This is a genomic window from Thalassoglobus sp. (assembly GCF_048270125.1).
Lineage (GTDB): Bacteria > Planctomycetota > Planctomycetia > Planctomycetales > Planctomycetaceae > Thalassoglobus.
In genome coordinates, this window is sequence record NZ_JBLWTN010000025.1 from 1 (window position 1) to 21,918 (window position 21,918).

At 51.6% G+C, this 21,918-nt stretch carries 12 protein-coding genes; all 12 read right to left on the reverse strand.

The features are described 5' to 3' along the window. Positions 1 to 88 precede the first annotated feature (88 nt). Complete coding sequence (locus ACN0YR_RS20075; protein ID WP_417851002.1) at positions 89 to 1,990, reverse strand: polyprenyl synthetase family protein; 1,902 nt, start codon at positions 1,988 to 1,990, stop codon at positions 89 to 91. A gap of 81 nt (positions 1,991 to 2,071) precedes the next feature. Further along, positions 2,072 to 3,853 (reverse strand): prenyltransferase/squalene oxidase repeat-containing protein, encoded by a 1,782-nt coding sequence (locus ACN0YR_RS20080; RefSeq protein WP_417851003.1) that lies wholly within the window; start codon positions 3,851 to 3,853, stop codon positions 2,072 to 2,074. Beyond that, positions 3,846 to 4,886: a PIN/TRAM domain-containing protein gene (locus tag ACN0YR_RS20085; protein WP_417851004.1), complete on the reverse strand. Its 1,041-nt coding sequence runs from the start codon at positions 4,884 to 4,886 to the stop codon at positions 3,846 to 3,848. The genes ACN0YR_RS20080 and ACN0YR_RS20085 overlap by 8 nt, the downstream gene beginning before the upstream one ends. Positions 4,887 to 5,404: 518 nt before the next feature. Continuing rightward, on the reverse strand, positions 5,405 to 6,592 hold the full coding sequence (locus ACN0YR_RS20090) for a DUF1559 domain-containing protein (protein ID WP_417851005.1): 1,188 nt from the start codon (positions 6,590 to 6,592) through the stop codon (positions 5,405 to 5,407). A 637-nt stretch (positions 6,593 to 7,229) separates the two neighbouring features. Then, positions 7,230 to 12,002, reverse strand: coding sequence for a hypothetical protein (locus ACN0YR_RS20095; protein WP_417851006.1), 4,773 nt, complete (start codon positions 12,000 to 12,002; stop codon positions 7,230 to 7,232). A 176-nt stretch (positions 12,003 to 12,178) separates the two neighbouring features. Further along, on the reverse strand, positions 12,179 to 13,672 hold the full coding sequence (locus ACN0YR_RS20100) for a PulJ/GspJ family protein (protein ID WP_417851007.1): 1,494 nt from the start codon (positions 13,670 to 13,672) through the stop codon (positions 12,179 to 12,181). A gap of 6 nt (positions 13,673 to 13,678) precedes the next feature. Continuing rightward, positions 13,679 to 14,998: a type IV pilus modification PilV family protein gene (locus tag ACN0YR_RS20105; protein WP_417851008.1), complete on the reverse strand. Its 1,320-nt coding sequence runs from the start codon at positions 14,996 to 14,998 to the stop codon at positions 13,679 to 13,681. Further along, complete coding sequence (locus tag ACN0YR_RS20110) at positions 14,998 to 16,167, reverse strand: pilus assembly FimT family protein (protein ID WP_417851009.1); 1,170 nt, start codon at positions 16,165 to 16,167, stop codon at positions 14,998 to 15,000. The genes ACN0YR_RS20105 and ACN0YR_RS20110 overlap by 1 nt, the downstream gene beginning before the upstream one ends. Before the next feature lie 37 nt (positions 16,168 to 16,204). Further along, on the reverse strand, positions 16,205 to 17,299 hold the full coding sequence (locus tag ACN0YR_RS20115) for a type II secretion system protein (RefSeq protein ID WP_417851010.1): 1,095 nt from the start codon (positions 17,297 to 17,299) through the stop codon (positions 16,205 to 16,207). 48 nt (positions 17,300 to 17,347) lie between these two features. Then, entirely contained in the window at positions 17,348 to 18,403 is a 1,056-nt protein-coding gene (locus ACN0YR_RS20120; protein ID WP_417851011.1) for a type II secretion system protein, read from the reverse strand. Positions 18,404 to 18,616: 213 nt separating this feature from the next. After that, positions 18,617 to 19,861, reverse strand: coding sequence for a type II secretion system F family protein (locus tag ACN0YR_RS20125; RefSeq protein WP_145200638.1), 1,245 nt, complete (start codon positions 19,859 to 19,861; stop codon positions 18,617 to 18,619). Between the two features lie 288 nt (positions 19,862 to 20,149). Continuing rightward, positions 20,150 to 21,868, reverse strand: a complete 1,719-nt coding sequence (locus ACN0YR_RS20130) for a GspE/PulE family protein (RefSeq protein WP_417851012.1) — start codon at positions 21,866 to 21,868, stop codon at positions 20,150 to 20,152. Between the last annotated feature and the right edge of the window lie 50 nt (positions 21,869 to 21,918).

The window sequence follows — 21,918 nt, forward strand, 5'->3', positions numbered from 1 at the left end:
TTCTGCCTCGTGGCGAAAAGCATTTTTACTAGGGAAATGCGTTCTTCACGGGCAAACGGTAGAGCAAACTGCTCTAGGTCGAACTGTTCTAAGAGACGATTGGCAGCGAGACTAACATGGAGTCGGCAGCCTGTTGTTGCTCCAGTGGAGTCGGCTCACCTTCTTCAGCCAGAATTGAATCAACAAAGAAGTACAATAGCTGACGGATCTCGTCCGATTCGACAGAATCTGCAAGTGCTTCTGAACGCTCGCGTGACTTCTCGATCAGGCCTTCGGCCTTTTCAAACGCGCCACAGGCAACGAAGATTTTTCGGAGTTTCCCGATTCTCATGAGGTCGTTGCCCGACGATTCGTAGATTTCACGAATCTCGATGCGCTGCTCAGGCGTGGCAAGTTGAAGTGCCAAAGCCAGCAGGACGGTGGGACGCAATGCGAGGGCATCCTGACCGGCAACAAGTTTGTTGTGGTCATCTCCACGCCAGTCTTTCAGGTCGTTCAGGATCTGGAATCCGACTCCAAGTTGGCGACTGAATTGTGGAATCATCTCGCGGTATGGATCGACCTCACCCGCCATCCGCAAGCCAGAAAACAGAGCTGCTTCAAACGCCGGAGATGTTTTTAAAGCGTAAATTTGCAGTGCGTCAAGAGGTGTCATGTCCCAGTCAGGAGAGTCCTGCCAAGCCATTTCAGCCCCTTGTCCATCACAAAGTTTGATGTGAGCTGCGGCCATGCTGTCGAGAATGTCACAGGCGACGTCGCTGCCTAGTTCGTCACGAGACTCGTTGACAAGCCGATACCCCAGACCGATCAGGTAGTCACCGATGTTGATCGCTGGGCCAATTCCCTGAGTCCGATGCAGTGTTTCTCGACCGTAGCGATATAAGTCGTTGTCTTGGATGTCATCGTGAATTAAGGACGCTTTGTGGAATGCTTCGATCGCCATTGCCACTTTAGAAATTGCAGGAGAGAATCGAACAGGATTGTCCCGGTCATGTCGTCCGTTCACAATCTCTCCACCCGTGGCGGCGTCGTAGGCTGCCAGAGTGATGAATGGACGAAACCTCTTGCCGCCATTTGAAAGCCAGTCGTAGGCGATGTCTTCTGTCATCCCGAGTGGCGTTTTGGCCTTCTCAGGTGTGTTGCTGCGAACACGCGGGAGGAGTTCTTCAAACTGGTTCGTGAAGATGTCGACGGAACTCCGCATGAGCGGGACGTAGCTGCGAGTTTCCTGTTCTTCTAATGGCTCGTACTTATCGAGAACTTCCCAGACCCAGGATTCGTCGAGAGATGTGTTTTTGCAGTCGCTTGAATGAAGCGGAACCGCGAATGATGGGACGCCAGCGATGAGGACTTTATCAATCGCTTTTTCCAGGACATTTAAGCAGGCGACGCCAAGGATTCCGTCGACGTATCCTTCGACAATAATCTTCAGGACAATCGGTGACCCTTCAGCAACGAGAACTTTATAACCCAATTGATCAGCTCGGACTTTGTAGTCCGCAATGGAGCAGGCTCCACATTTTTCACAATCCAGTCCAAACTCATCGTAGTCCGCAGGGCACCCTTCTGCGTGCTTCAGGCAATGCGGCAATAGCAGCATCCGTCGCTCGAAAGGTGTCGCCAGGAATTGTCGCTTCCAGAAATAGTTCCCGATCATGACCATGGCAAAGCCGAGATATTTCTCGGGCTGGTCAATCTTCTTCAGGAATTCCCTGCCCCATTGCTCAAGGTCGCTTCGCGTGAACGCATTCGCTTTGTCGAGCGTTTTAGCGAACACTTCGGCATCAGCCTTGATCAAATCGCGGAGCGCCAACGTTTCCGGAACTGCTTTTAAATGAGCAGAACTCTTACGTTTGTTGCGCTTCCGTGGTGTCGGAGCGTCGTCGTGTTGCTTTGCAGTTTTAGTCGTAATGGCCTCACCTGTAGGGGCGGACTCTGCCACAGCCACATCCGTAGAGGGCGCGGACGACGAGTTAGTCGCGATGTCCAACGTCTGCTCCTTTGATATTTTCACGCCGCCAGACGACGACTGTTAATACGGGATCTGACCGCGCAGTCTATATTTTAATGCTCAGTTTTCAGTACTCGAGTGCCCCTGACAAGTCTCTTTTGCTTTTCGTAAGGCACTTGCCGAAAAAATGATGGGGTACAACCGTTCAAAGTACCATAATTTGGCAAAATAGAAACCGATCGGAGTCGTTTCATCGATGGTTTTGGACTCCACGCGGTCGATCAACCAGTGGACTCCCCGAGCGACTTCTGTCGTCGCAACATTTGATGACAACAGAGCTTCCACTGCCAGAGAGGTCTCCTCAACTGACGATGGAGCCCCCTGAACGCCGCCCCAGCCACCATCTTCATTTTGTGCTTCTCGAAGCCATCGTAACCCGTCCTGAGCCGGAAGAGCCTCGATTCGCTCAGTATCTCGATACGCAGCGATGACTTTCGTTGTCCCATACACCGGGTTGATATCCTCCGGAGCATGTTGATTTCCGAACCACAATGGCAACCACGATCCGTCTGGCCGCTGCTGCTTATCGAGAAAACGGAACCCTGCTCGTATCCCCGATTCAATCTCCGACGTGAACGGCGTGAGAGCTTTCACTCTATCGAGGGCACGAATGCAGTGTGCCGTGATGTCTGCTGAACTTCGATCAAACGGGAGAGCTCCCCAACCACGGCAGAAGGTCGGCCAACCGCCGTCGCGATTTTGTAAATCGAGGAGCCATCTCGCGGCATTCTTCAAAGCTGATTGAATTTCGGGCGATGCCTCTTCTTTGGAGAGTGCCAAGACCGCAAGCATTGCACCCGGAGTATCATCTGCATCCGGGACGCCTCCGCTCAAATTGGTCCAGGCCCAACCACCGGGAGCCGCTTGAGTGAAAGGATGGACCTCCTTGTACTGCTGGTCGAGCAACCATTGCAGGATTTTCTCTCGATCTTCTTCAGGCAGTTCCTCGCCCAATGCGTTTACCGAAAGTGTTGTGACCCAGGTCGCCAGATTTGTATCAATGGGCCAACTGCCATCTTCCAGTACCGAGTCTTTCAGGAATCTGACCCCCTCTTCAACGACCGGGTGTGTGGAAAGCCCCTTGGCTGCCAGACTCATTGTGACAAAACTCGTCAACGGAGCAGCTTCCAGGTAGCCCCCCGTTGTTGGTTGGATTCGCTTGAGGATCCGCAAGCTTCGTGGAATGCAGGAATCTCGAAGCCAGCTATGAAGCGGATTCCAGGGCTTTCGGAAATGATGACGCACTTGCCCAATTGCAATCAGAGCCGGCAGTGCGTAACTGACGACTGGAAGGCGAATTGTCGCATAGAACTGGTGTGGTAAGCAGGCGAGTTCAAACGGAAGTGCCGAAACCTCTTTCCAGTCGACTAAGCCAGCAAGCGCACAGTGCGTGAGAATAGGAACGGAAAATGTTTTGTCTTTACCGTACCGTTTGACAACGGCAGCTATCCCGCCCATCTCTGTGATGTAGCGATCCGCTCGTTCGGCAACTTCAGCGTACTCTGCAGTTTGTTCTGTCGCATGAAAAACTGCATGCGAGAGCATGGTCGTCGAAATGTTGCTAAAACTTTTGAGGGTGTCCCCCCAACCGCCATCATCATTCTGATGCCTGCCAAGCCAGGCGAGCCCGTTTTCGATCAATGGAGAGAGTTCCGCAGTGCGCTCCGGATTCCCTTTCACCACCTGATGCAACGCCATCACAGCGGTCGCGGTCGAGAGCGGTGATGTGGAAAGTTTTCCCGTCCAGTGTCCTTCGGAGTTTTGCTCACGAAGTAACCGCTCGCGGACGGACTCAAATGCTTGCTGAAGTCGTTCGGGATCGACTTCAATTTTGTTAGACATGACCATCGGCAAGTTTGGAAAAAATCATTCGTCCCGCACTGTTTTGGAGAACACTGGTAACAACGGTATCGACTTCTTTGCCCATCTCGCGAGTCCCGTTTTCGACGACAACCATCGTGCCATCGTCCAGATATCCAATACCCTGCCCTTGCCCTTCACCATCCTTGATGATGCGAATGCGGAGTTGCTCGCCAGGAATGAAACGAGGTTTCAGTGCATTGGCGACATCATTCAAGTTCACAACATCAACACCCTGAACACCGGCCAGCTTATTCAGGTTCACATCATTCGTTACGAGTCGACCGTTAATCTCGATGCACAGATCGACCAATTTCTGGTCAACTGTTTTCTCTCGATCTTCAATCGTTTCGTGAACTTTGATCTCGACTTTCGGATCCTGCTGAAGTCGTTTCAAGACATCCAGTCCACGACGACCACGACTCTTTCGAATTTTGTCTTGGCTGTCAGCGATGTCCTGAACTTCCTGCAAGATGAAACTCGGCACTATGAATTGAGTTTCAACAATATTGGTGTCGATCAGATCAGCGATTCGACCATCAATCAGCGCACTCGAATCGAGGACCATGGGTGATCCCCCTTTGAGTTCGCGAGAGAATTCCACGTACGGAATCACAAAGCGAAACTGATCCTTGGTTTGCAGCAAAAAAGTGATGCAGACATACGGCATCATCAAGATCGCCATCAGTGTGACAGCTCCACGGAATGCTGCACCATCGGCATTCATGGACTCAAGCATCGCGAACAGCGGAGCCAGCGCAAGGTTCAACAGATACGTCAGCAGCACACCAATTAACAAGCCAAAGTAAATCGCCGAGATTACCTCGACGCGCTTGCGGGGAATCAGGACATCAATCAATAAGATTGAAAGCATGATGAGCAGCATCACTGAGAATGACGCAACCGGATGGGCTTCAACGAATGGAGGAGCGCCGGAGTTTTGTGTGAAGGCAAAGGTGGCCAGTGCCCCAACGCAAATCAGAATGTAAATTGCCCGGATTATGAGAAGCAGCATTATGGTAGGTTATCTATTTCTGAAGGCTTGGTGAAGGTTGCCCGACAAGTCTGTTGAACGTAGTAGTGAAGGCCAATGTGCATGGGAGCAATTGACCTCACGAAGGTGAGTTCAACGTCCTGTACATGGCATCGGCCGGCAACCAAGCGGCGCAAAGTCTTGGACGCATCTTACGTTTGCCCGCACAGAAATTCTACAGCACAACCTTCAGACAGAAAAAAAGCAGCGACTCAAACGAGCCGCTGCTTAGGGTTTTAAGCTTTATTCAACCTCATTCGCTCTCACAAGGGCTGAAATCAAGGTCGTCGTTCAAGTGAAGGACGGGCGTTTCAGAAGTTTTGTGAGCCTTCCTGAGTCTGCTCTACGCTGAGCTGAGAGGACTTTCGTAATCCCAGCCTCCGCAGAGAGTGCTTTTCTGTGATGAGTCGCTCATCCCGCGAGATGCAAAAGCGTCCATCAATTCGAAAGAAGCTCTTCACATTTTGTCTCGTGGCGAACACCACAAGTGTTGAAAAATCTTAGTAATCGTTGTTGCTCAGGATTGCCTGACCGTATCGGTTTCCGTTGGAGGAGACCAAACGGATGTAGACTGTACCATCAATGTTCTGTGAAAGGTTTCGTCCACTTCCGTCTCCGAAGATCACATTCACAACACCTGGGTGAAGCGAACTTGGACGTGGGCTCGCACCCGGAGTGGCCAATCCGACTTGATTATTAATTTTGCTTGACTCAAGGAGTGGAGTTCCTGAATTTGCGATCAATGCAGTCGCCGGTGCTGGTGGAGATGATGAGTCTCCAAAACCGCCAGGTGTTGCAAACGAATCAGGATGTCCACTTGCCTCTGCCATGCGAACTGCAAATCCGGCAGCACCAAGTCGGTACCCAGCAAATCCACCGTTTCCAAGTCCAAACGTGTAAGCTCCGAATGTATTGGTCACAGTTGAGTTGTAGTCAGGAGTGTCAAGGTTTTCGCTCAAGAAAATCGTTTGGCTCAAGCCATCCCCAGCGGAAATTTTGTCGATCGTGTTTTCAAATCCGGCTGGAGCAGCCCCGAATGGAGAACCATTAAAGTCGAACTGCGTGTAGAAGAAGGCGCCGGTTGCAGCTGTTACATTCACATTCTGTGAATCACTCGCTGCCCCGCCAATTGCAGGCCAAATGTAACTGTGAACCTGATGGCCGATGCTGTTGGCAGCCCAGTCCGAAGAGGTCGCGTATCCAGCATTCACCACGTATGACATAGCGCCATTAGCCCCATCGTTCGGGTCGTCTGGACAAACATAGACATCGATATTTGTTGACATCAATGTGTGTCGTCCGTTTCCGGAAGGACGAAGTGTACGGTCCAGCAGGCGGTCGTAAAGAGCACGTTGTTCGAGGTTGGGAAGGAGATGGACAGCCCAGGAAGCTGGTCCCCAGTCACCATCAGCTGCAAGATCTTCTTGAATTGCTAATCCACCTGCGAGCGGTGGAAGTTTTCCGCGGTTGTCGGTGGCGTAGCTTTGCATCGCAATACCGACGTTTCGCATGTTGTTGAGACACTGCGTACGACGGGCAGTGGCACGGGCTTGCTGGACACCTGGAAGAATCAGGGCGGCCAAGGTGGCAATAATCGAGATCACGACGAGCAATTCGATCAGCGTGAATCCGCTGCGTCGTCGCGAATCTCGGGACTTCCCTTGGACAGGGGTGAAACGAATTCTCATTTTAAATCTCCAGATGTTCAGGCTCGACACATCCGTTAGAGGAATGCACCGTCGAGAGGAAATGTCGTGGTCGCTGGCGAGGGTGAGAAGGAACAACGAATACGACGAAATGAATAATTGATGTTAGTTCAACAAGTTTCTTGAAAATATATTGAGAGAGGCGAAAACCTGACTCAAACTGTTTTGGCTCATGCTGCATTTCAAACCAGCTTGAGTCTCTGCTGAGATGACACTCATGCAAAATGAAACAACGTTTCGCCGCTTCTGCTTGTTAGGCCTTGCATTATGACATCTACAACTCTCGATCGAAAGTGAAAAAACAACAAGAACTCGTTGTGTTCATCACCTTCTGAGGAAATTAACACTTACGCACAACAAAAGATATTCTTTAGTCATGCAACTTTCAGGCCAGACAATAGAAACTACGTCATTCGTCACCATTTTGCTGGACGTAAGTCCGATGTTGTCGGATCGGGCAACTTCCATCACTTTCTGGCCTAGTTACTAGAAACGTGAACAAAGCACGTTTCTCAACAGACTTTTCAAAATTTTTGAAATTTTCAAAGTCTGTTCCAATGTCACCATCAGTGGCCGCCCCAACGTCTGGGGTAGTCATGAAGATGCGCTTCATAAACTGTTACGGCAACAGTTGACGGTGAATAATAAACTTCCGGAAATCAAACGTCCCTCGATTCGGGTCATACGCCTCCTCAATCCGAGACATATCAACCACACAAAACATCCGATAACGTGGCAGGTCGCCAGCGACATCGCCGAGTTTGACGTTTCCACCGTTAATGTGGGCTTCGTGTAAGTCGATTCCGACCCACATTGCGAAAACATGTGAACGGGTCGTACTGTTATTCGCGACCTTGGCAAGAATCCGCTGTCGGGTGTGGTAGTCAATCGTATTGGTTCCCACATCGGTGGTCGGACGAGCTTCAAAAATGCCGAGTGAGTTCAGGTCAGGCGGGTTGTTGTTGATGTTCCTTCGCAGGATCGTGTGTTGACGACTCTGGTTAGGGCTACCGGGGTGCACGTAACCTAATGGGCGAAACGGTCTCGCCTGGTGTGAGCCTGGCAGCGATGTTCCACCTGCACGCCGGACATCCCTTGAGTCCTGAAACTCATCCATCCAGTCGCGAAGTGGCTCGATGAAGTCTTGTGTGGGGCGAGCGGCAAGTGGATCGTGATGGACTGTATCGTCAATCAAACCAGCCAGAACATGCTCATGACGAATCATGTTCAGATTGACACGACCAGGTGTGCGACGTTGCCAGTAGAGATCATTTTTAATGACATCTTGAGTTCGTGGAGGTGTCTCGATGAAATTTAACAGACGACTCCAACGCTGATCGGTAGCGAGGAACCGTACCTGAGCAACACGCGACGCCTCGAGTGTATCGTGATTCGTATTTTCAGTCAGGTTTCCAATCACGCCTCCATTGATCAACCGCAAGTAGTCTGCTGCTGCACTGGTTGATCCTGCACTGCGATTTCCGTAACGCGGAATTGAAAGTAACTCGATCACAGAAGAAAAGTCGCGATCGAAATGGGGTTGCCAGAACCAGAATTCCACATCTCCAAAATCTTCAATCCATCGCTGATTGGCACGATTCTTATTTGGATGCGTCGCTGTTCGGAGTGTGTGATTGCGTTCTGAGTTATTTGGGTCAGTTCCGGAGTCATCAAAAAATGGATGGTTATCACTATCGTGGGTGTATGGGTGCAATCGTTCCTGGCTATGCATCCCTCTCAACTCAGCTTGCAACTGGGACTGATTTGGAGAAATCGGAGCAGTGTGTGTCGAGAGGAAACGGTTGCCGGATTGACGGAAATCATTAGGAGCGACTCTAAATCGGTCCACTTCGATCCAGTCACTTTCTCCTGCTCCCTGGCCACGCAAATTTCTGCGACGCTGAAGAAGCAGCGTGAACTCTGGGCCAGAAGCTCCGCTGACTGTTTGCTCGACCAGCGTCGAACCAGTGTAGGTGCTTGAAGCATCTTTTCCGCCGAAGGTGCGGAAGTCTTCGTGAGGAAACCCGGTTCGTGGAGTTAAGTCGAGGTCGACGACAGGATCGGGCGTTTGATTATTATTCGGGATCTGTACTGTCGTGTTCGATTTGGGATAGATCAGTTGCAACGGGCTCGAACTCTGATCGTCATCGATATTGACATAGAACTCACTTCCAATCGAGTCTCCAGAACCGTTCACGACAGTTCCATCATGACACGCGAGCAAGAAGTTTTCGCCTGCTGGAATGACACGAGCCGTCCCGCCTGCATCTTCCTTAAACTCCACAGCCATGTCGACCACTTCATTTCCTCCAACTGTTGAGACGCGAGCAATTCGCCAGGACTCATCGTTGAGGCTGATGTCAAACGGGCTGAGGTTTCGAAGTTCCATGTACAGGAATCGGTGACCATTTCCACCAACCCCGGTATCGTCATGCAGTGTGCGACCAGAGTCAGACGCAATGACATCTGTTTCGATCAGCATGACTTCGCTGAATGACAACTTTTGTGATTCAATTCCATAGACAGCCTCAGTGGGGGCATTGTCCCAACCATCCGACAGATCAGGATCGTAAACAAACTCTGTGATCACATCGTCGCGGTCCAGTGCATCGACGTAGTTGACTGCAAACTGTGCCATCTCTCTAGCAACATCGGGGTCAATCGCAACATTTACCGGGCTTGTGGCAAAGTCAGGGTCGATGTTCATGCCTGTGCCGTCATTCCCAGCGAGTGTATACAGCAGCACGTAGATATCACGGGCCAATCGCTGGCGGTCGTAACGTGCCCACCACTCCTGAACAAATGGGTCTGTCGAAATATCTGCAAAGGGTGGAAGTCCTGTCCCATCTAAAACGTTGTCGTGAGGGATGGCAGTGTTGAGATACGTTTCCGTTCCGAGCGGTGCCCCTGCACCGTTGTAAAACTCGATGGCGTGCGGGACGAGGTTGCGATATTGAGGGTTTGAATTGTCGTCAAAGGCGTCGTTCGCAGATGTGTCGAAAATCGCATCATCGGAAAGAATCCGGTTCAGATGCAGCTTGCGTTGCGGGAGCGCACTATTCTGGTTCGCCCAGCCGGTATTTCGAATGGTCAGCAAACGCCGGATCTCAGGCCGAAACGGGTCACGTGGTGAGATCGCTCCATTCTCATGACGAGATGGCTGCACTGTTCCAAATTGTGGTGGGAATCGGTCGTCGCCATCTAAGTTGTCATTAAATTCCCAGGCGCGCTCGCCTGCTGAGGAAGGGAAAGGCGAAAAGGCAAACTGCAGGCGGTCCCAACTCTCGGTCGTGAATTGAGAGCGAATCTTGCTGGCCTGTCGATTGAATTCAAAGTTGAACGGAGCCAACGCTCGCAAACGTGAAGTCGATTTCGTTCCCGACCAGTCAGACTCCGAAAGATGCATCGCTGCGATTTCTGACGGTGCAAAGCGTGCGTCATGGAGATCCGGGAAAGCAAGATCGACAACCCGCTCATCCTCTTCATCAACGAGCATATCTGTGCTCGATTTCTGCAAAGCTCCTACTGAAATCGCATCGCGATAGGTGAGATAGTTTGGGTTCCCGCTTCCCTGATTTTGCCATGCTCCCTGAGCGGGATAACTTGGCCAGCGCATGGGGTTGTTGGTCAGCCCGCCTGCTTCGAGGATTCTCTCACCAATTGTGCCGACGCCCATTGTTCGATACACGATCGACGCCACGTTAGTCGGGGTGCCCAGATCTGGAATGTGATTTCCAGTCCCGCCGAAATCGAGTGGATGCACAAACGGAGGAATATCAACACCAATCGAAGGATCCGTATAGAGGACTCCCCCACCGGGAGTTGTTCCAGCATTACTGTCCTCGTCCTCATCAACACGGTCGTTCCCGGGAGCGTTAAAACGTCCCATTGCTGGCGTTGGCCCTTCGTTATTCAAGCCTGTCAAAAGTTGACCAGCATCCAACCCGTATCGGCCGGGGACAACTCCGTTCAGACGATCAGTTCCACTGGTCGCCATGTATCGCAGGTCGCTGGGATTAAAGTCCGGACGACCAAGGGAGATCATTGCCCATTCCAGATTGGCTGTTGTGAGGTGATTGAATGAGCCTACGCCAATCCTGTTTACAGGCGGGTCAACAAGAGACGTTCCATCAAATCGACGAGCCGCCATACCACGATGCGGGAATGTGATGTAGCCTTTGAGGGTGTTATCCTGTTCGATAAAGTCCGCACTTGACGGGTCGGCATACATGGCGATTAAAGGATTCACTTCCGAGGGGGTCAGCCCCAGATTCGAACTGTGAACCCAGGTCGACTTGTTGCCAATGTGCTCATAAATGCCTGCCTCACCGGTCGACACGCGTGATCTGCGAACAAAGTCCGACATGTTTCCATGAACATTGGTATTCAGCAAGCCGTCGAGATCGGTGATCTTGAACGAATAGACCGGCACGACCTGACGACCATTCGGAAGTTCCACCATCGGGTGATCCAGATCGACAAGAATCGATTCCTTAAGACCATCGCCATCCAGATCGACATCCAGTTCATAACTTGAAGTCGCGCCATCCCAAACACCCAATCTTGGATTAGGAAACGGGAAAGGTTCAATTAAGCGGTCCTGGTCCCCACTCTGTGCGTTCTCTCCATTGGCATTTGTGACATAGCGATCGGTCAGGTTGCGGTGCGGACGCATCACACGGTTCGCCGAACCTGCGGTGTACCAGTCTGCAAAAGTGAATCCTGGTTCAACAAAATATCCCGGTAAAGCAAACGACGGTTTAACGACTCGTTCCCCGGTGATGGAATCGACATAATCCAGTGAGAGGAACAAGCTGTTGATGTCGGGGTAGGTGTAACCCGCAGCTGGGTTGAAGTCGAAGTCAGTGACCGTTCCCAACAGGTCTGATCCCCCATTCGTCAGGCGGCTGAAATTCACGATGAAATTCGATTCATCATGAGTCGGAATTCCATCGCCGTTGTAATCAAGGTCGAACGAAGTCGGTCCTGTTGAAGTGACCGTGATCCCGGTTCCGGAATACGGATGTGCTTTGAGCGGAGCTCCATCTGGGGTGAGCGGCCCCATGATGTGTGCTGCCAGCGACCAGCGACTCCCATACAGTGCACTGTTTGTGTAGGTCGAGGGGGTACTCACGAGGACTTGTTGGAGTCCGAAATCGAAAACCGGGTCCGGGTCGAATTCTAATGGCTTCTTCGTGGCGAAGGTTCGGGAAGAGACCAGTTCCTGTTGGGTCCAGCTATAGAAGAACAGACCGATCACCACGAGCGTGGTCATCAGCGAGACGACCATGATGATCACCGCGCCCCCATGTCGACGGGAAGCCGGGAGCACTGCTGCCTTCGCAGAGTGATCAGCTCGATTCTGTTTGGAAATATGATTATGGAGCAACATGTTCTTCTCCCTCTCGTAAGTTTCAGAACTGAGCCGAGTCCTTGAAATTGACCTCTTCAACATTGATCGCTTCAACACTGAGGAAATCCTTCGTTTCATAGGTTGTCGGTAAGGTTCTTGACGCCGAGAGATTCTGAAAGGAACCGAACGGTTCAAAATGGACTCAAGTCGCTCTGCTATTCCACAAATGAGTGAATAACAGAAAGCTGACGGACAAGCCCGCTGCGTGTATCGCGAAAGCGTAGTGTGACTCGTATCGCTTTAAGAGGTTTTCGATTGTCAATACATTCCCAAGTGACGGTTCCGTCTTGAATAATCGTTCCGGGAATCGGTGGGAACTCAGGTTTGACATCACCCGTTGTACCACCCGTTGAGGTGCGTCGATAAATCATGCTTCGGCGAACCGGTGAATTCTGAGACAGCACCGGCACTCCGAGAACTGAGGGGGGCGAACTGCTTGTGGCTGCCCAGGTCCCTAAGCTTGACGTGTCAATAAAATATTCAGTTGGAACGGTACCACTGGCATTGGGGTGGAACGTGTCGTAAGTGTCATTCGACGGAAGATCGAGGAAGGTATCCGTGTCGAAGTCATACACTTCCACGTTAAAGGCTTCCACATGTGTGAGGATGATGTCCTCTCCGAAACGTGAACCATTAGAGAGTTGATCGATAACGTAATCGCCGTCCGAGTCGGTCAAGTCACCACGCTGGTAAGGATCGTTAGCTGTGGTCGGTTGGATGCCTGGGTATCCAAAGTTTGGGTCAGACGTTTCTGCGTGCGTGAAGCGACCGAAGTAAACTCCGTTGCTGTCGTTTTCAAAAGAGGCTCCGTTCGCCCGGAATCCAAATCGATTTTTCGGTAAGGCAATCGGCCAGTTGGAAACTCCACGATCATTCGCAAGTGAGTCCACCGAATGGAACCACAAGACGTCATCACGACGGGTCGCTGAGTAATCGAAATCGGTATAGAAATTTGATGCGGTATAGTCTGGATTGCTGGGAGTCCGGAATCGTCGGGTGCGACCGACTCCGATGGTCGGCTGGCCATCTTCGCGAATAGCTGAATGGATTGGGTCTCTGAGTAACAGAAGTCGGCGATACAAGTTTCCTCCGCGAAGGAAGTAACAGACCTCGGCAGCTGAGGAGGCTCCCAGGTCGTTCCCGGAAATTCCATCATCTTTTTCAGCTTCGTTGGTAATTCCCAAGTTGGCCGCTTTGCCAATAAATCGATTGGAGCGTCCACGGTCATCCTGATCACCACGCTGCCCACGTTTGAGCTGGATCGTGAATTGCAGGATGTCATCGGTGTCGTTCGTGTCACTGTTTTCAGCGATGAAGAAATATCCCCGCTGATTGACCGGGTCGATAATCGGTTGATCCCCGTTATCGATCGGAACAATGCCCTGCAAATCTCCATAAGGAAACGATGGTTGACGATAGGTGAGTGCTTGCAGATCTTTCCGTAGAGTGGTGACCACCGACCGGGCTTTCTGATCGTTGTTCGCCAGCCCACGTTGTTCAGTAATGGAACCGACCGCTGAACCGTAAATTTGCGCGAACATCAGCATGATCAAAACAACAAGCGCCGTCGCAACAAGCATCTCGGTCAGGGTGAACCCCGATCGCTGCTTGTTCGAATCTGGTCGAGTTGTGTGATGGTATTGATTCATAATGTTCTACAGTTCAAAGATCTCAACAATCCCAGGCAGGAAAATTGCTCGGCCAACGTCGCTGGAGTTTCCGGTATTGACTGTGATTTGTTCGACAGCGCGATCCAGCGTGATGAGTGCACGTTCGTTGTCCGCGTCCAGTGTGATGACCGACATTCGATACCAGATGACTTCACGAGCATCGAAAAGGTAATTGCCTTCGCGTAGTAGCGGTTGTTTTTTACCAGCCCATGAGATGAGCACCTGATTGTCTGTCATAGACATGGCTAAGGGAATGGCTGTCGCATCGACTTCAGATTCATCGTTGTAACCTGAATTTCCGAAATTCGCCTTGAACACCTCTTCATCTTCAAAGCTGAATGAGCGGTTGAAGAGAATGACGGCAGAGACTTTTGGCTGCACATATTCGTCAGGTCGACGAACAGTGAGGATATAGCTGTATCTTGGTGCAAACGCTTCGACACGTACTGTGCTGACCTCTGCTAGAGAGTTCAGGTTTGCTGGAAAGTTCTGTCCCGCCGGAACGAAGATCGTCTGACCTGAGATATTGTTGATTGAACGTGATGCCGACTGAGTTCCATCTGCTGAGACGACGACCAGCCGCTGATCTGTTGCGTTCACGCTCTCAAGCGGGACGGAAGCAGGAAAGGTGACAGATGTGGCATTGATCGCAGAAGGAGTCTCATTGAGTGCAATTGTCCAGCTGTCGGGCTGGGTGAAAAACGGGCGAGCAGAAACATAATCAGTGAATCCTCCTCCGTCAGTTCGCGCCAATCCTGTGACAATAGTACCGGAATTGTATCCGAATGATTCCCTTCGAAGGCCTGTCGTTGTGCCGTCTCGGAATCGACCGAGCGGGTCAACAACATAATTGCTCAAAGCAACACGTTGCCAAGTGACTCCGCCATCATTCACGTTAGCACCAGTCGTTAACCATTTCGGTTCTGCAGCACCGGAAGTCCCACCGGCTGTACAGCGATAAGCGAGATTCGGTTGCGGAAAAAGTTGTCCCGACTGAATTCGTGGCCAAACCAGATCGTTCACATTATAAGGCTTGTTTGATTCCCATTCTCCTGTCCACGGATCATTGGCAGATACTCCCGGCGGTCTCAGAATGTGAGGCGCTGTCCGGACAATGTCGACAACGTTGTCTGCCAATATTTTTGAATTCGTCAGCTTGGTCGCTTGGATCGAACTGAGAAGTGAGACCGGGAACAACGTAAAGACAGAGACGATCCCGACGCTGAAAATCAACAGCGAGACCAGAACCTCGGTGAGTGTCGCACCTGTACGAGTGGGTTGGGTTGTCGTGGGAGTATTCTTCATCAGTTCGACTCCCGTCCAAGACGTGCGTAGTAATAGGGCTGCGTTGCGATATCGTTATTAAACCCGTTTGTCAGTGACCCGGAAATTGTGGGGTCGATATCAGTAATGATAATGCTGCCCGTTTGAGTAAAGATCGTGAGTGCTTTGTGATCCTTCTCCGGATCAGCAGGCAGAATGAAATCGGGGTAGGTGGCGATTCCAGAGTAGTCGTAAGTCAGGGCTCGTTGGCGAAGGGGAAGAGCCAGAATGACATCGCTGACGTAGGCGATTCGAAAATTGATCACCCCTTCTGATTTCAGGTTGCCTGCTAATGTCCCATCGGGACTGAACAGGATATCCATGCGGTTCGAGCCTTGAGCATACCCTGCAGAAAAATCAAAGAGGCCGTTGCCGTTGGCGTCGGGCTCGGAACCCATCGTGTCGAGTGTTCCGTCTCGGTTTGTGTCTTCACGGGCACGCCAGCTTTCCGGAACGCGTGATCCATCCAGGTCGATGCAGGTGAGTGGATCGAGCAGAATCGGGTCTTCACCTTCCAGAATGGTCGGCTTAAGTTCGAGGCGGTATGGCAATTCTTCTGTACGAGCGGGAGTTGCTGTAAGAGTTGGTGCTGGTGACCATCCTGCAAGAGTGGTGTTCCATGAACTCGGCTCGAAATGTTCGATGATTCGCCAGCGATTGATCGGTCCCAGGTTGTTTCGCAGAGTGAACCAATTCCCCGAACCTGCTGGAACTTCGATGCGATATCCGCCGACGGTGTCGTCAAATGCGCCAATATCTTTAAGATTGTTGAGGCCAGCTGAGTCGAATTCAATCTCCCAAAATCCGGCAGTATTCCAGACCGCCTGGACTGTGCCGCGTGTGTGGTAATCACTTGCACCGACATAGATCATGCTCTTCACGATGCGGGGATCGTTCTCATCAAGAATCAGACGCAGCCCACGGACCTGACCGTCAGCGACCGCTCGCGAGCGGGCTCCTTCCAGAGCATTTTTGAATGTACTGATGCTGTTACTCACGCGGTCCCCATCATTGAGTGTGAATGCACTCACTGTCAGGGTCGTCAAGATGACCAGAATCCCGATCGCGACGAGCAACTCGACAAGTGTAAATCCACGACGAGAGTTCGCTTCGGATGAGATCGATTCAAATTGTCGCAGCGAATTTTTCATTCTGTTCACTAAGACCTAAATGGTTGCTGCTGAATAATTATTGCTGAGTATTTCTGTTTGTGATGTTATCGCGAATATCAACCGCTCCAGATGTCGACTCAACTTTTGCCAGTCGATCAGCTGTTTGCGGCGGGCCGGGTGATGTCGCTGTTGATGTTGGTTCTCCTAATCCGAGAACGCCATCCGGTCCAGCGGAAACGAGAAGTGGAACGTAATAAGTGCTGGGAATGTGGTAGTTGAATGTGCTCATGGCAACACGGTTTACGACTGATCCGCCCGGTGTGTATTCGAAGTTACTGTCCCCCGAGGAAAACTGGCTTGCCAGCAGGCCGCTTGGGTCGAGTGGGTCACGGTCCAGCGGGCCGCTTAAACTCATGTCGTTAGGAAGTCCCGCGATGAGAATGCTGGCATTGTTTCGCGTGGGGGCAACTGATGTGTCTCCATCATCACGGAACAGGTGTGTCGGAAAGTTGTAGAACCGAAGTGGCTGACCCCAGTCGTCGATCAGTTCGTCAAGTCCGTTACCGTCGCTGTCCTGCAGGTGTGCCTGATTGATGTTGTCCATTTCCAGAACAGGCATCGGGTATGACTTCCCACCAGGAATAACCTGAACACTGCTTCCCTGCGTCATGGCGAATAGGAATAACTCCGAGCCTGTGACACTACTGTCATCCGATGCCGAAGCTCCTCCCTTCGATGTCCACGCGCTAGCAAGAGGGGGGTTATCGCCAGTCGTCGACAGGTCAACATCAAACCCTCCTAAATCTTCCGGACGCTGCGGGAGTGCCTGGCGGTACATCAGTTTGCGGATGAGGAACTCTGCTTCTTTTTCATCCACTCCGGAATTTAAGGCTGCCAGTTTTTTCGCTTCGACACTGACGTCCGCTTCCAGCACGGCGTCGTAACGGGCCTGGATAATGGAATCGATCTGGTTGATCGTGGTCCGGGTTGCCACCCCTTTGGATGCTCCGAGTAATCGCCCCAGAGCAGGAACAAGGAGGGCGAGCAGGATTCCGATGATCATCATGACCACCAGAACCTCCATCAGTGTGTAACCACGCAATGAATCGACACTGCGCGATGAACCGGCACTGTTACGAGTTGTGCGAAATTGTTGTTGACGATTGAACATATCGATTCTTCATCAAGTCCATGACGGGTAAAGGCCTGCTCGCCTGGCTTAGCTGGCGTCTAAAACTCCACCGGAAAAGTTCGTGATGTTGTCCTTCTGAACACCATCAGCGAAGCCAGTAAACCCCTCATCTTTGTCATAGCTTCCGCCTGTCCCGTACTGGGTATCAGCCCCCGGAGAGATGATCTGGAAACTGTTTTTATTGTAAGGAATAGCCGCAGCTGTTCCCTCAGTTGACGGATCACTTTGGAGATAAACCCATGTCGGTTCGGTGATCGAAGAGGACGCCAGGTTTAAGTCTGTGTGAGCAAAACTACCGTTCACGTTGTACCCTCGCCCCTCGTACGAGCTGGCATACAAATATGGAGACGTTTGCCCAGGCAGGGTATCCAGATACTCAGGCATGTTTCGCAAAATGTTTGCAGGTGGTGAGTCGGAAACATCAACCAGACGAGAGGCATCAAACTCGAAGAACGGACCCACTCGAGTTCCGGACCCGCGAGCAAATGGCATTTCCGGATCGGTCGAAAAACCGAGCGGAAACCATTTCGTCACAGGAGCTGATCCACTTCCGAGAACCCCGGTTGCCCCTCGTATCGAAGCTCCAGTTGCATCTTCGGTAGCACAGACTCCTCCCAGGAAGAAGACCAGGCACTCTGCTCCGCGCAAGTCGATCGGATCAGAGTCAGTCATCCCATTCCCGTTGATATCGAGTTCGCCAGCTGTCGGCGCATTGGCGTAAGTGAAGTCAAAGTTAGGCCAGACCTGACGGATGAACGCTTTACTCTCTCGGGTCCGCAAGTCTGTGTTCGACCAGTTGCTGGAGTCTTCATGCAAGTAGATTCGACTCGGTGGCTCAACGCCATATTTCAGTTTGAATTCGCCGATTGCTTTGGCGAGATTGCTGATCTCTGATGTCACGGTGGCATTTCTGGCTGTCGTAATTGCCTTGCTGATCGCGGGGAAAAGCAGTCCGAGCAAAATCCCGATGATGACGAGCACAATCATAATTTCCACGAGCGAGAAGGCTCGCCGTGTTCGTTGAGGCGCTGTCGGTCGAGTCATTGACTGACAGTTGCGATATTTTTTAGTTTGTCTTTGCATGGCTCGACTCCATTGAAACCGGCTGACCGGGTGTTGCGAAACGCTACGAGTCTGCATTGCTTCGCTGTGGTGGTTGTTTTGTGTTAATCCGCTTTTCGCCGGTAGTGGCTTCTTAATGTAGGTAACGCATTCGCTGTGCCAAAGGTTGGCCTGGGCTCAGGGATTCAGGGGCAATCAGCAAAGTCCTTGTTGCCCCCGAATCGACTGGTCTGATCAGGAGAGTTCGTTGAGAAGTTTCACCAACGGCATGAACAGGGCGATCACGATGAAACCGACGATCAGCCCCAGGACGACCACCATGAGTGGTTCAAGCAAGCTGATCAAACCTTCGACGAGCACAGCGACTTCTTCGTCGTAGATGTCCGCGACTTTGTAGAGCATGTTGTCGAGCGCACCGGTTTCCTCACCGACATCGACCATGTTCACCACAAGGTCATCTGTGATGCGGGTCTCTCGAAGTGGAACCGCCATCGATTCCCCTTCGCGAATGGAAGAGTAAATGTGATCGAAGGCCTTTCGGAACACTTCGTTCCCGGCTGTATCCCGGGCAATGGAGAGGGCCTCCAAAATCGGAACCCCGGACGCGATCAACGTGCCTAACGTTCGACACGTTCGCGCAATCGTCGACTTCTGTATGATCTTCCCCAATATGGGTATCTTGAGCATGATCCTGTCTACGATGTACGCCCCCGTCTTGTTCTTCTTGATGAGCTTCACCATCACAAAGAGCGTGAACGGAATCACCGGGATCAGGTACCAGTAGCTCACGACGATATCACTCGTCGAGATGAGCACTTCAGTGATCGCTGGCAGTTCCACACCGAAGTCGAGGAAGATCTCCTTAAACTTCGGGATAATCCAGTACATGATGAAACCGACAATCCCGGTCGCGACGGTGATCACGGCACAAGGATAAATCATCGCACCTTTCACTTTTCGCTTGAGTGATTCGGCACGTTCTTTGAATTCGGCAAGACGCTGAAGGATGACTTCGAGTGCTCCCCCTGCCTCTCCCGCTTTCACCATGTTGACGTACAGGTTGTCGAACGCTTTGGGCTGTTTGGCCATCGCTTCCGACAAGGTGTTTCCAGACTCGACGTCTTCAATCACACCCATTAAGGAGTTCTTGAGCGCCCCCGGTTTCTCCTGACCTTCAAGAATTCGCAGGCTTCGCAAAATCGGCAGTCCAGCATCCTGCAACGTCGAAAGTTGCCGGGTGAACATGGTGAGTTTTTTCGCACTCACTCCACCGATTGTGAAGGTCTGCTTCTTTTTAGGAGCCTGCTTCTGTTTATCAGCATCGTCCTTCTTTTTCTTCTTGGTCTTCTCGGCAATTTTCGTGACATAAAACCCTTTCTCACGAATGAGGGTTTGTGCCTCTTGCTCCGAGGGAGCCTCGATGGTGTCTTTCACCTCGAGACCGGTATTGTCCATGGCTTCATACTGAAAGACTGGCATGACGCTGATCCATCTTCAGGACAGAAAATGATCACCAGGTGGCGATCGTAGATTAAAATGTTCAGACAGCAGTTGAACGCGAACAGGTTTGTACAGCTGTTGTCTGATTGTCAATAAATTGGTTTTGTGTGAACTGATCCTGAAACCCGAAGTTGCTCTCTCGAACATTGAGAAAAGCGACTCCACCCAAGGTTGTCGGACTGGTTCTGATTTGATCCGCCGAACGGCTGAGCAGAACGTTGATTTGCTTTCGATTTCCGCGTGACGGACCCCGATGATTTCAGGGGATCACTCAATATCCTCCATGACCGTTTCCCGAACGACTTCATCGATAGTGGTGACTCCGTCGAAAATGAGTTTCAACCCTGCTTCACGCAGTGTTGTCATTCCATGGGTTCGTGCGAGATTACGCATTTCATCCACAGAAGCGTTGGAAGAAACCATGTCCCGGATGTCGTCGTTGACTTCCAGGAGTTCGTAAAGGCCGGTTCGACCTTTGTAGCCAGAGTTGTTACACCGCTGGCAACCTTTTCCGTAGTAGAAGCTGTATTTTCGGGCCTGCTCGATGGGGAGTTGCAACTCCATCAGCAGGTCATCACTCGGTTCGAACTCGGTTCGACATTCGGTGCAGATGCGGCGGACCAATCGTTGCCCGAGGACCGCTTCGACCGTCGCTGTGATCAGGAACGCCGGGACTCCCATGTCGCGCAAACGAGTGACCGCTGACGGTGCGTCGTTGGTGTGCAACGTGGAGAACACCAAGTGCCCTGTGAGTGCCGACTGAATTGCGATTTCAGCAGTTTCGTAATCCCGAATTTCTCCCACGAGAATTTTATCGGGATCATGCCGAAGAATCGCACGCAGGGCAGCTGCGAAGGTGACATCAATATCAGAGTTGATCGGCACCTGAATCAGCCCATCGATGTCGTATTCGATCGGGTCTTCAGTGGTGATCAACTTTGTTTCAATATCGTTGAGTTCATTCAACGCCGAATAGAGCGTGGTCGTCTTTCCCGATCCTGTAGGGCCGGTTACAAGGACGATCCCGTTCGAGCGGAAAATCATCTCGCGGAAGCGTGACAGGATGTGCGGGTCCATGCCGATTTTGTTCAAGTCGAGCTGAACCACTGTTCGGTCCAGGACTCGCATAACGACCGCTTCGCCAAACATGGTCGGGAGCACGCTCACACGCAAGTCGACGGGGTTACCACCGACGTTCAGTTCGATACGACCATCCTGGGGCATCCTTCGCTCTGCGATGTCCAGGTTCGCCATGACTTTGACGCGAGAAACAATTGCCGTAGCCAAGTGGCGTGGCGGAGGAACCATTTCGTAAAGCACACCATCGGCACGCACGCGAATTTTGAATTCATCTTCAAAGGGTTCAAAGTGAATATCACTCGCCTGGTCTTTAATTGCCAGGAGCATCACCATGTTGAGCAGTTTTCGAATCGGGTGTGAACTGGTGACTTCGTCTTCACCACCGATATCAAAGGCCCCGACTTTTGCGTGCAGGGTTTTGTTGCCGACCTCCAGATCTTCCAATTGATCCATGAGGTTTTCCATGTCGTCTTCGCTGGCGGCATAGTGTCGCTCGATCGACTCTTCGACTTCAGCAAGAGAAGAGACTGCCCCACGAACATCGTACCCCAGGAAGTTTCGCAGATCGTCCAGCGCAGCGAGGTTCTGAGGGTCCGCCATCGCCACGGTCAACACGTTGTCGATCAGTGAGACAGGCATGATTTTGTAGACACTGGCCATCGTTTCCGGGACAAGTTCCAACACCTTTGGTGGGATCGTTGTCTCGGCCAGATTGATGACCGGCATCCCGAATTGCTCTGCGAGCGCTTCGGTGATCTGCTCTTCGGTGACCAGCCCCATGCGTTTGGCGACTTGGCCAATGATCTCGCCGGGCGACTGCTTCTGCTCCTCAAGCACATCCCAGAGTTGGTCCTCATTGAGGTAACCCAGGTCGACCAGAATTTGTCCCAATTTCCGTTGTGCCATGAGTAGCTTTCCCAGCGAATCACTTATTAGCTCTGACAAAATCCGAACAG